We start from the raw sequence: 11746 nt of genomic DNA, 5'->3' as shown, positions 1-11746 counted from the left end.
AACAAAAATCAGGAGTTAACATGGGAAGTTTAAGTCTACAACAAGCGTTAGCCATTATTGATGGCACATTTCAGGCCGGTAAACAGTGCAACTGCGCACCACTTACCGTCGCGGTGCTCGACAGCGGAGGAAAATTGATCACTCTGCAACGGCAGGATGGGGCCAGCATGATGCGCCCGGACATTGCCATCGCAAAAGCCTGGGGAGCGCTGGCGCTGGGTTGCTCATCACGTAAGCTGGCGCAAGATGCAGACACTCGTCCCGCGTTTATTTCTGCCGTAAACGTTCTGGCTCACGGCAATATGGTGCCGGTACCCGGCGGTCTGCTGATTCGAGATGCCAGTAAAACGGTACTGGGGGCAGTTGGTGTAAGTGGTGATCTCTCTGACATTGATGAACAATGCGCCATCAATGGTATCGGATTTGCTGACTTGTACAGCGATGAAACAGCCGCCTGAGCCATTACGGAGGCACTTTCCGGATGTACAAGTTCGGCAATCAGCAGATGCCAAGCAATCCGGCATGCCGAGTCCGTAAAACAGACGTACAAAAAAGGTCGCCTCGGCGACCTTTTTTGTTTCTGACTTAATCTCCGCACGCGTCTTAATACAGAATACTGTATGGCTCCGACCAACGAAACCGCTGACTCAACTCAGCTTTCAGTTCCTGATAACGGGATGAATTTACCAGTTGAGTCACCTCACTAGGTGTCAACAGCTCCTCTTCTCCCTGTGGATGCTGATTACGCACATACAAAATATCTTTGGCGCTCTGTTTATATGCCGTCACCGGAAACTCATCGCCGTTGCTGTTGATGAAATGGGTATACACTTTCGGCACCGTCCCGTTTTCATGCTGCTTACAATCATACATTGACGGTAGCCATGAACCTGTTCCGTCTTGGGTGAGATATGAGGTCACCGGGCGATCCTTGGCGATATCTTCTATCATGCAGTATGTCGGGCTGAAACTAACAAGATGGTGCGTGTTATTGAACGCATGGCTTACCCATTCACCGCTACTGGCAGCATCTGTGCCGCGTTCAGGATCATACGGGGTTTCATCCATATATACCCCGCTGTCGTAAGGGCCTGTCAGCGATTGATCTATTCGGAACGTTTGCGGATCAGACACAAAATACGCCGTTTTTCCATTTTCCAGAGTATATGCTTTTACGAAATCCCGGTTGATCTGGTAAGTCGGACTCGTTGTAACCAGATTGCGCCCACGATAGTCCGCATCCACAAGGCTGACGGTATAGAAACGGGTGTTAACTAAATGTTTTGCCGACGAACCTTGCGCAGTATCTTCTTCACTGTCTGAGAGATAGTACGGCGTTTCACTGTAAAGTAAGCTTTCGCCACCTGAGAGTATTCCTGATCGCGGGCCGGAATACCCATAACTAGCCACATCGTATGTGGGTGTCTTTTCCCCTGAACTAAGAGTTGTTTCGCTTTTGTTTATACGCACAACTGTACCAATCCAGCGCCCTTCAAATTGCAGCAGATAGTCCAGGGTCAATGTTTCAGACTGATCAGTGTAATCGTAACTTTGAATATCAAAATGCGGCTGATTATTGTCGAAATCCCAACGACGCATAAAAGACACTTTGTTGCCTTTTTTACTCATAGCCATTGGCTGCTGCTCATAATGTTCGGAGCAGTTATCACGACCATTAGCAAAATAAGCAACCTGAGTACCCTGACTATCGACCCGACAGACAGACTGATCCTGAAGACCATTCGGACTGACTTTAGTCAAAATCCGCGTAAACTCATCCTCGTTTACATCAGTATTGTTAGCCTGGAAATATCCCAACGCATCATTGGAGGTAATCCACAGCGGTTGTGACTGAGCCGGTTTCGTCAATGCAAAGTCGAGCATGAAAAATTCCGCTTTGTTCTGCTGAATTTTTTCCGTGGTATACGTAATCAGCTCTTTCGCCTGGTAATAACCTTGAACTGATGGAGCCGCATTGACTTGCGTGCAGACAGCCAATACTGCCGAGCCAATAATCAATTTTTTCATCATATTACCTATTTTTTGAAATTATCCGGCGTAGAGATCCCCGCACCACCATTGGAGGCATATTTCACGTTCTGCAGCGCCTGTAGATCATTCTGATCAATATTCAGCGTCATCTTATATCCATGCGGAGCACGTGATCCGCTGTCCACTGTAGGTTGCGAAGGTGTGTCATCTCCGCTCCCTCCCCCACAGGCGGTCAGGCCGAGTACTAAAACAGGCAGCAAGTGTAATTTCAATAATTTCATAATGGATTCCAAATCGCAGGCAAAGAACGACCTTCCGCTTTGACAAGCTGGAATAAAAATGGGGAATAGTGTTTAAAACTCTATCGTATAAAACAGTGTTGTGTACGGCGGAATTATATAAGGTTGACTAAAAGTCTCAACACACAACTGAGCAATATTTGGCCACAATGATGTTTGAGTTAGTCATTTGGTATGAAGAAACTGGTTTAAAATCCTTAATATTCAGACAGATAAATAAAAGTAAATAATTTAAAATATTTTGAAACCTTTTGAAATAAACTGTCAAATAAGAAGCAATTCGCATTCTGATAAATATATTTATTGTAATGAGTGTGACTGAATCAACGGTAGTTGTAATTATTTAACTTTTAAAAATAACAAAGAGAAAATATGACATATAAAATAGTTCTTATATTTTCCCGTTCCTCTTGTCGTAATTCGAGACTATGGATTGCTGCTCTTTATACCAACGGCTGCTATTCATCACCGCCGTCAACAGATGAAACTGAGGGGGTGAATCAAAGCAGCCGCTAAAGTTCAGCATCCAACACCTGGAACGGTTATGTCGTGATCATCGTTCACAACAGCGTGACAGGAATTGCATTAGGCTAACAGTTGTTGCATTGCAGAATGTAGTCGGTCATCCCATTCAGGATTGATCATGCGCTGGTTTTCGGTGTCGAAATTGTCAAAAAAATTCGGTACTGACAAGGACGCTTTCACCTCAGCCCCAAAATATGGCATTGAGCCATTTGCCGCCGCCAGTACACTCTGTGCACCACCCGCTCCCGGTGACGTTGCCAGCAGTACCATAGGTTTGCCTTGATACACCTTATGCTGAATACGAGAACACCAGTCAAAAACGTTCTTATAAGCCACAGAGTAAGATCCGTTATGTTCAGCAAATGAAATGATAATGGCGTCGGCATCATTCAGTTTGTTCAAAAACTGCTTGGCCAGTTCTGGGTGACCCGTCGCTTTTTCCCGATCTTCGCTGTATAGCGGCATTTCATAGTCATTCAGATCCAGCAGCTCCACCTCAACATTACCGAGGAGCGATACCGCATAGCTAACCAGTTGTTTGTTGATAGATGTCGTGCTGTTTGTTGCAGCAAAAGCAATAACTTTCATCCAGATATCCTTTTCATCGTTCCGCATTAATCTCTGTCTTGATTGAGCCACAGGCCCCGATTCAACCTCATTAACGCAAGGTGGTATCAGATAACCGGTACCCATTGGGAGCACACGGTTCGTTCCACAACGCTGTTGCAGCTCTTCTTAATACTCACGCTACCAAAACCCATCGATTAAGTAAATTTTTAAGTTTACTTAAAAGGAAATATGCAACACAGATTATATTTTCACTGTTGGAGCCTCTGGTTTGAGACATACTGCTGAACGGTAAGCTGACACGATTTACAGTGTGGCAGACGTAAGCCCTGGCTCCCTGTCCCCATCTGAACGGCTACTCCATCAGAATAGCTACTTCACCTAAGTACATAACGTAATCATTTAATCCAGCAGGCTTTGCGAACGCCTATCGGCTCAACACCCGTTCGAGAGGCACAAAAAAGGGCCCGAAGGCCCTTTCTGGTTTAACGTATTAACGGGTTGGAGCGGTGTAAATCAGAAAGACAAAATGGCTCCGGCCACCGCAGCACTCATCAGGTTAGCCAGTACGCCTGCCGCAATTGCACGGAAGCCCATTTTAGAAATGTATGAGCGACGTTCAGGAACCATACTGCCAAGGCCGCCAATCAAAATGGCCATCGTACCAATATTGGCAAAACCACACAGCGCGAAAGTCACAATTGCCTGAGAGTGCTCACTCAGCTGATCTTTCACTTCCATCATCTGAATAAATGCCACGAACTCATTGACCACAATCTTATTGCCAATCAGTGAGCCGGCAATGCTGGCTTCATTCCAGGGAACACCCAGTAAAAAAGCGACCGGCGCGAATACGTAGCCCAGCAACTTTTCAAAACTCAGAGACAGACCGAACAGATCACCGGCCGCTCCCAGTAACCCATTCAGCAGGGCAATAACACTGATGAATGCGAGCAGGGTCGCACCAACGGTCACCGCTAAACGAAGGCCTGCAATTGCGCCATCCGCCAGCGCTTCCACCACGTTGGTGGCGCGTGGAATCTCAACCGAGGTTACTTCGTCATCCCCGCTCTGTTCAGCGGATGGCGGAACCATCATTTTTGCCATTAGCAAACCTGCCGGTGCTGACATAAACGCGGCAGCGATCAGGAAATTCAGTTCAACACCCAGAGAGGCATACCCCACCAACGTGCCGCCGGCTACAGAGGCCAGACCGCAGGTCATGACAGCAAAAAACTGAGAATCACTCATTTTTTGCAAATACGGTTTGATCACCAGCGGCGCTTCTACCATACCGACAAAAATATTCGCGGTGGCCGACAGCGATTCGGCACGTCCGGTACCCAGAAAACGTTGCAGCCCGCCGCCAATCACATTAATGACTTTTGGCATCAGACCGATATGGTACAGGGCAGAGATCAAAGCGGAGAAAAAGATGATGATACCAAGAACATTAACGGCAAAAACGAACCCGACACTGCCTGTAGCCAGACCACCAAACAGAAATGAAATCCCTTGCTGACCATAATCGATTACGCTGGAGACCGCAGAAGTAACCTGGCTGAGTGCTTCCTTACCGGCGGGTACGTAAAGCACCAGTAAGGCAAACAACACCTGAAGGGTGAAAGCCAGACTGACCGTTTTCAGCGGAATATTCCGGCGATCTGTCGATAGCAGGTATGCAAACAGCAGAATCGCAGCAATACCGAAGAGGGAAGACATAGTAAAACCTTACGTTCAATGAAGAAGCGGCGCATTCTATAGCGCAAAGGTTTGCCTTCAAGATCCTTTTGCTGCCGGTTTGTTACTGAGTTTCTTACCTCACCTGTCGAGAGTCTTCAACAAATTGATAGTATTGAAAATATTGGAGTTCCAAAGGAAATTTTTTCCATATGGAAAAAATATTTCTGTCAGCGCGAACAATCTTTTCAGGGAGCTGCTGAAAAAAACCACACTGACCTGTATTTACTCTAACCACTGCCTGTTTTGTACTGATACGAATATGCTGAAAAGTCTCGTACTAAAAGCCGAGCCTAGAAATAGCTCTTAATCGTAGGATGCCCATCCTTGTCATTCACTTTGCTATTTTCGTATCTGGTTGGATCACGGCCTCAAAGCTTAACCCAAGGCATCAGCGCTTTATCCCAGTAAGGCTGTTCGCCGATGTGATGTTTGAAGAAGTCAATCGCCGCCGTGATCTTGCGCGGCAAATGCTTACGGCTCGGATAAACCGCGTAAAATGGCATACGTTGCGCTGCCTGCCAGTCAGGTAACAACTGAATCAACTTACCGTCCCGAAACTCATCGCGCAGCAAGTATGTGGCCAGATAAGCTACCCCCCACCCAGCCACGGCGGCATCTCGTACGGCTTCTGCCAGATCCACCCGATAATTGCCGGAAACATTCACCGTGGTAGCCTCACCGTCTTTTGCAAACTCCCAGCAACTGTAGTTTCGCTGTCGGCTCTGATAAGTCAGGCAATTGTGGTTGACCAACTCTGACGGGTGGTATGGCACTTCTCGCTTCAGCAGATACTTTGGTGATGCAGCAACAACAAAGCGAGTATCAGCCAGTCGCTGTGCAACATAGCCCTGCGGAATATTTTCATAGTTGGTGATCCAAAGATCCAACCCATCAGCCAGCATATCAGCCTGATGGTCAAACAAGCTCAGCTCAACCTGCAGTTCCGGATATTTTTGCTGCAGAATTTCAATGGCGGGAATGATGTGCATGGTGCCGAAAGACTGGGATAACCCTAGACGCAGCACCCCGGCCACGTCATCACGCTCGAACGCCATAGAGTCCGTGGCATTATTAACGGCTTCTACAACCTGGCGGGCATAAATGGCAAACTCCTGCCCCGCATTGGTGAGAGTAAATGTCCGGGTCGTCCTCTGCAGCAGCTTTACGTTCAACGCTTCTTCGAGCGCGCCCAACTGCTTGCTGACATGAGAGGTCGAGACACCCAGCTGTTTGGCGGCAGCGGTAAAACTTCCGGCCTGCAATAAGGTATCAAAAATCACCATTTGGCTGGCTTTGTCATGGGTCACTGGACACTCTCCCGAAAGCGTTAACAAGGACTGAGTCGGTAAGGAAAAAGCCTTTTAGCAAGGCTCCATCCCAATAAATCAACGGAGTGTAGCGACAATAAAAAATCCCGGCAAGTCACCGGGATTTTAAATGTGTATACCTTTTAAAGGGCTTGTCTGAACAACAGCTTATTCACCCGCTTTGAGCCTGGCTTCGCCATCGTTCAGTTCCGTTAAGGTCGCCTGAGCAGACTTTTGCTTGCGCTTCTCCAGCACCGCAGTTACCAACGGCATCAGCAGTGCCAGCGCCGCGATGATCATGATCGACAGTGTCAGTGGGCGCTCCCAGAGGAAAGAGTAGCTACCGTCACTCAATGTCAGTGATCGACTCAGGTTCTTCTCCAGAATATCCCCCAGAATAAAGCCAAGCAGCATCGGTGCCATCGGGAAATTCAGTAACTTCAGGAATGTCGCAATCACGGTAATGATAACCATCATATGAATATCAAACGCATTGAAGCTAACCAGATATACCCCTGTGATAGAGAAGAACAGGATCAACGGGATCAGAATCGGACGCGGGATCACCAACAATCTAGAAATGTAAGGGATCAACGGCAGATTCAGAATCAGCAGTACCAGATTGCCGAAGTACATCGAGATGATCACTGACCAGAATACATCCGGATTATCGACAAACAGACGCGGGCCCGGTTGAATCCCGTAAGCAATCAGCGCTCCCAGCATAATAGCAGTGGTACCTGACCCAGGAATGCCCAGTGTCAGCAAAGGGACAAACGAACCAGTAGAAGCCGCATTGTTCGCTGACTCCGGTGCTGCCAGCCCGCGAAGTGCGCCTTTCCCGAATTTCGCTTTCTCCGCTTTTGGTGCCAGGTTTCGCTCCATACCGTAACTCAGGAAAGAGGCGATAGTTGCACCAGCACCCGGCAGTACACCAACCAGAAAACCGAACACCGACGAGCGCGCAATAGTCGGCGCAACATGCTTCACCTCTTCTTTATTCAGCTTCATACTGCCGAGGGAATTCATGTCCATCTGCGGCTCTTCTTCTTTATGCTCGCCACGCAGTACCGTCATAATGACTTCTGTCAGGGCAAATGTTGCCATTGCCAGCAGCAGGAAGCTGATGCCATCAATCAAGTTGATATTATCGAAGGTAAAACGTGGGATGCCGGTCATCACATCGTTGCCGACCATCGCAATCATCAGGCCAAAAACCGTCATCATCAGGGCTTTCAGCACCTGCCCCTTCCCGGAAAAAGCCGCTACCGCCGTTAACCCCAGTACCATCAGTGCAAAGTAATCTGACGACTGAAAGCTCAGCGATACTTTTGCCAGAGCCGGTGCGGCAAACAACAGAATAATGGCGCCAACCGTACCACCGGTGAAAGAAGAATACGCCGCCAGTGCCAGTGCTTTGCCAGCCTGATTTTTTTGTGCCAGCGGATAACCGTCGAACGCAGTCACCACAGTACTCGCGCAGCCCGGCGCATTGATCAGGATCGACGAGGTTGATCCCCCGAAAATAGCGCCATAATACACCCCGGCCATCAGAATAATACCCGAAGAAGGATCAAGCCCGTAGGTAATCGGGATCATCAGCGCAATAGCAGAAATAGGACCCAGTCCCGGCAGCATGCCGATAAAAGTACCGGCAAAACACCCGACGACAACCATCAGTAAGTTGAAGGGCATAAACGCAGTTGTCAGCCCTGACATCATTCCATCAAACATGGTTTAGCTCCCCAACATCATTGTCCAGACCCGGCCCGGAGCCAGATAAATATCTAACAGTTGCGTCAGGACATACCAAAACCCGACAGCAAACGGTACAGACGCCAACACGACAATCCTGATTCTTCGCTCACCCAGCAGCCAGTAGCCACCAGCCAGGAAGAAAATGGTTCCCACCATAAAGCCCAGCCATTCCAGTGACACGGCAAACAGCACCATCAGAACCAGTAACTTAGCCACCAGCGAAAAGTCGTAACCGGTTAGCTTCAGACATTCTTTCTCTTTTTTACTGGCCGTCAGTAGCTGACACACCGCCAGAACGGCTCCCATTAAAGCCAGGGCTGTTGGCATGGATCTGGCATTGAAGGGTTCAAATTCATCACCGGGAAACAACACGATTTCATTGGCGTAGTAGCCGTAGGCGATGGAAAAACATAAAAACACCAGACCGCCGATATGATCTTTCGTTATCGTCATTGGTGATCCCTCTTTTCTTTAGTTAAAACATGTCGTTAACTAAAACATGACCTGAGCAGAAACATGTATTTAGTGAGAACATGATCAGCACGTGAACTGAACAGGTTAGATTGATTTCGAACAGCGCCCGGACAAGGCACAAGGCGGGATGCCAACCTGTAGTAACGAACCAGCGCCGCAACAGATGGCGCCCCGGATAAATCTCTCATCGAAGAACAGAACATCCGGGTACGCCGTTGAAGATTACTTAAGGAAACCCAGCTCGCGCATCAGGCCGCCCACTTCTTTTTCCTGTTGCTCCAGGAACGCCATAAACTCTTTGCGAGGCTTGTAGATTTCAGTCCAGCCGTAGCGGTCACGAACGGTTTCCCAAGCTTTGGTTTCGTACATTTTCTTCAGTACATCAGCAAACTCATCGGCCTGCTCATCGCTCAGCCCCGGAGCACCGAAGAAGCCACGCCAGTTGACAAAGGTAGCGTCGTAGCCCAGCTCTTTCAGCGTCGGGACATCAGGTGCTGCAGTAGAACGCGCATCACCTGTCATCGCAAGAATGCGGATCTCACCGGCTTCAGCCAGGCTCAGCGCTTCACTCAGACCGGTAGAAAGCACTTGTGTTTCGCCAGACAGCAAACCCGCCATGGCTTTACCACCAGCATCGTAAGCCAGGTATTTCAGTTTACGTGGTTCACCACCTGCCGCTTTGAAAGCCAGTGCCGCAACCAGATGATCCATGCTGCCGCGAGCAGAACCACCAGCAACAGAAACTGAGCGAGGATCTTTCTTGTAAGCTTCCGCCAGTTCAGTGAACGAGTGGTAAGGAGAGTCTTTTGCCACGACAAACGCGCCGAAGTCGCCAACCGTCGCAGCGACAGGAGTCAGATCACGGAAAGACTGTGGAAACACGTTAGACAGAGATCGGATGATGATCGGTGTGGAGTTGACCATCAGCGTGTCTTGGGACTGTTCAGCGGTCTTGATCAGGTAAGCAATCGCTTTACCACCACCACCACCGGACATGTTTTCGTAGGAAACTTTATCAACCAGCTCCGATTTTGACAGGGCTTCGCCAATGCCACGGGCTGTGCTGTCCCAGCCGCCACCAGCGCCACCTGGAACCAGGAAATGAACCTCTTCAACTTTGGCCTGAGCGTGCCCAACACTCAATGCCGACGCCATAAATGCTGCAAGTACAGTAACACGTTTGCGGGAGATGAACTGAGTAAGCATAAGATGTCCTCTTAAAATAGTTATGTGTTCCTCCACCGCTAAAGTTATGCCAGCGTCATCCCGATTAACAGATTGTAAATTTATTGTGAATAACGAAGTTAAACATCATTTTGTTCATAATGTTCACAGCAAAGCTGAACAGAAAACGGTAAAGTAGTCCCCCTGCACGTTCTGGTGGAAGGATTCACCCACATGACCCAATTATTATCGCTGCGCCACCTACAGTTAAAAACACGTATGGTGTTGATTTTAGGCGTCATTGCGGTATCACAGACAGGTATTCTTGGCCAGTTCGCGATACGCTATCTCGATACAGTATTAGAAGAACAAATTGGCCACCAGGCCATGCGAGTCGCACAGGCCATTGCAGCCTCCCCCACGCTGATCGATGCCGTTGAAACAAGAAACACCGACATACTGCAACCTTTAAGCTACAAGATAGCAAAATCTGCCGAAGCAAAATTTGTCGTCATTGGAGACCGGGATGGCATCCGCCTCGCTCACCCATTTCCGGAGCGTATTGGGAAACCCATGTCTGACGATGACGGTGATACCAATGCACCAGCGCTTATTGGAGGAATACCTTATGTATCCAAAGCGTTAGGCAGTATCGGTTGGTCGGTACGCGGCAAAGCCCCGATTTTCAATCACACAGGCACTCAAATTATCGGCGTTGTGTCCGTTGGTTATCTACTTGATACCGTTGAACAATTAGTCAGTAATCATCGCTTGTCCATGATGCTGGCCATCGCCGCGGCCTTTGCTTTCAGTGTGTTCACCGCTATCTGGTTTGCCCGTCACTTTAAGAAAGCGATTTTTGATTTAGAGCCGGAGCAGATCGGACAGATGTTTGAAGAGCGGAATGCCACACTGGAAGCGGTGCGGGAAGGCATTGTTGCCATCAACCAGAAAGGCATGATTACCACCTTTAACCATGCGGCAATTCGGACGTTAGAACTACCGGAAAACGAGCAGTATATTGGTAAACATATTATGGAAGTACTGCCAGATACCGGCATGCTGCACGTTCTGCGAAGCGGTCAGCCACAGTTCGATCAAGAAATCTGGCTGCACAATCATCTGCTGATTGCCAGCCGCATCCCACTTCGCCAGGACGATAAGACCACGGGTGTCGTCACCAGTTTCCGACTGAAAAATGAAGTCGATCTGGTCAGCCGGAAGCTGACCCGCATCAAGCAATACGCTGACAGCCTTCGTAGTCAGGCACACGAATACAACAATAAGCTCCACACTATTGCCGGGCTCATTCAGATAGACGCTAAAGACGAAGCGTTGGCGGTGATCGGTCAGGAAACATCCAGTCATCAGGCTTTTATACAGCAGTTGATGAGCGTGACTTCTGACAGTGTGTTGGCCGGGTGCCTGCTGGGTAAATACAACCGCGCCAAAGAACTGGGCCTGACGCTACACATTGAGCAGGAAAGTCAGATGTCGGCACTGCCTGATGCCTTGCCGCGAGAGCAGTTAGTCAGCATTTTAGGTAACCTGATCGATAACGCGCTGGAAGCCACACTGGCACATTATGGTCGGGGCGGATCCGTGACATTGTCACTTTCTGATTATGGTAAAGAGTTGATTTTTGAAATCGAAGATCAAGGGCCAGGCGTCGCGGAAAGTGACCGTGAGAGAATATTTACTAGGGGCTTTTCTACCAAGTCTCAACCCGGCCATGGTATCGGGCTCGACTTAGTGAAAAGCCTGACCGATCATTTAGGCGGCATGATCACCGTCGAGCCTATTTCGCCATATGGCAGCCGCTTCACCTTATATTTACCGAAAGAACTGAGTGAGTTACTACGCGGTAAAGATTTAAATGCCGGTCCAATCCCCTTTTCAGGGCCAGCAAACTGATAG

General features: G+C 48.7%; 10 protein-coding genes. 2 read left to right on the top strand and 8 right to left on the bottom strand.

The annotated features are described in order from the left end of the window. Nucleotides 1-20: 20 nt before the first annotated feature. Complete coding sequence (locus tag C9I92_RS09350) at nucleotides 21-458, top strand: GlcG/HbpS family heme-binding protein (RefSeq protein ID WP_047884566.1); 438 nt, start codon at nucleotides 21-23, stop codon at nucleotides 456-458. A 145-nt stretch (nucleotides 459-603) separates the two neighbouring features. Here C9I92_RS09350 and C9I92_RS09345 read toward each other — a convergent pair whose 3' ends face one another. The 8 genes from C9I92_RS09345 to C9I92_RS09310 all read right to left on the bottom strand — a co-directional run bounded on the left by C9I92_RS09345 (nucleotide 604) and on the right by C9I92_RS09310 (nucleotide 9871). Then, nucleotides 604-2028, bottom strand: a complete 1425-nt coding sequence (locus C9I92_RS09345) for a hypothetical protein (protein ID WP_047884567.1) — start codon at nucleotides 2026-2028, stop codon at nucleotides 604-606. Between the two features lie 8 nt (nucleotides 2029-2036). After that, complete coding sequence (locus tag C9I92_RS09340) at nucleotides 2037-2273, bottom strand: hypothetical protein (protein WP_242551958.1); 237 nt, start codon at nucleotides 2271-2273, stop codon at nucleotides 2037-2039. Between the two features lie 603 nt (nucleotides 2274-2876). Further along, a complete protein-coding gene (locus C9I92_RS09335; RefSeq protein WP_047884568.1) occupies nucleotides 2877-3404 on the bottom strand; it encodes an NADPH-dependent FMN reductase in 528 nt (175 codons plus the stop codon). 495 nt (nucleotides 3405-3899) lie between these two features. Beyond that, complete coding sequence (locus C9I92_RS09330) at nucleotides 3900-5105, bottom strand: NupC/NupG family nucleoside CNT transporter (RefSeq protein WP_047884569.1); 1206 nt, start codon at nucleotides 5103-5105, stop codon at nucleotides 3900-3902. 389 nt (nucleotides 5106-5494) lie between these two features. Then, nucleotides 5495-6433: a LysR family transcriptional regulator gene (locus C9I92_RS09325; RefSeq protein ID WP_169776017.1), complete on the bottom strand. Its 939-nt coding sequence runs from the start codon at nucleotides 6431-6433 to the stop codon at nucleotides 5495-5497. 168 nt (nucleotides 6434-6601) lie between these two features. Then, entirely contained in the window at nucleotides 6602-8167 is a 1566-nt protein-coding gene (locus C9I92_RS09320) for a tripartite tricarboxylate transporter permease (protein WP_047884570.1), read from the bottom strand. Between the two features lie 3 nt (nucleotides 8168-8170). Continuing rightward, a complete protein-coding gene (locus C9I92_RS09315; RefSeq protein WP_047884571.1) occupies nucleotides 8171-8644 on the bottom strand; it encodes a tripartite tricarboxylate transporter TctB family protein in 474 nt (157 codons plus the stop codon). A gap of 243 nt (nucleotides 8645-8887) precedes the next feature. Further along, nucleotides 8888-9871 (bottom strand): tripartite tricarboxylate transporter substrate binding protein, encoded by a 984-nt coding sequence (locus tag C9I92_RS09310; protein WP_047884572.1) that lies wholly within the window; start codon nucleotides 9869-9871, stop codon nucleotides 8888-8890. Nucleotides 9872-10063: 192 nt separating this feature from the next. Here C9I92_RS09310 and C9I92_RS09305 point away from each other — a divergent pair, with 192 nt between their 5' ends. Then, a complete protein-coding gene (locus C9I92_RS09305) occupies nucleotides 10064-11743 on the top strand; it encodes an ATP-binding protein (RefSeq protein WP_047884573.1) in 1680 nt (559 codons plus the stop codon). The last annotated feature ends 3 nt before the right edge of the window (nucleotides 11744-11746 follow it).

Source organism: Photobacterium ganghwense (genome assembly GCF_003025595.1).
Lineage (GTDB): Bacteria > Pseudomonadota > Gammaproteobacteria > Enterobacterales > Vibrionaceae > Photobacterium > Photobacterium ganghwense.
Note: the sequence above shows the minus strand (reverse complement) of the source record. Positions and strands in the feature narration are given on the sequence as shown.

Coding starts and splice junctions, on each gene's coding strand:
- C9I92_RS09350 (WP_047884566.1), top strand. CDS start 21: ATGGGAAGTTTAAGTCTACAACAAGCGTTAGCCATTATTGATGGCACA.
- C9I92_RS09345 (WP_047884567.1), bottom strand. CDS start 2,028: ATGAAAAAATTGATTATTGGCTCGGCAGTATTGGCTGTCTGCACGCAA.
- C9I92_RS09340 (WP_242551958.1), bottom strand. CDS start 2,273: ATGAAATTATTGAAATTACACTTGCTGCCTGTTTTAGTACTCGGCCTG.
- C9I92_RS09335 (WP_047884568.1), bottom strand. CDS start 3,404: ATGAAAGTTATTGCTTTTGCTGCAACAAACAGCACGACATCTATCAAC.
- C9I92_RS09330 (WP_047884569.1), bottom strand. CDS start 5,105: ATGTCTTCCCTCTTCGGTATTGCTGCGATTCTGCTGTTTGCATACCTG.
- C9I92_RS09320 (WP_047884570.1), bottom strand. CDS start 8,167: ATGTTTGATGGAATGATGTCAGGGCTGACAACTGCGTTTATGCCCTTC.
- C9I92_RS09315 (WP_047884571.1), bottom strand. CDS start 8,644: ATGACGATAACGAAAGATCATATCGGCGGTCTGGTGTTTTTATGTTTT.
- C9I92_RS09310 (WP_047884572.1), bottom strand. CDS start 9,871: ATGCTTACTCAGTTCATCTCCCGCAAACGTGTTACTGTACTTGCAGCA.
- C9I92_RS09305 (WP_047884573.1), top strand. CDS start 10,064: ATGACCCAATTATTATCGCTGCGCCACCTACAGTTAAAAACACGTATG.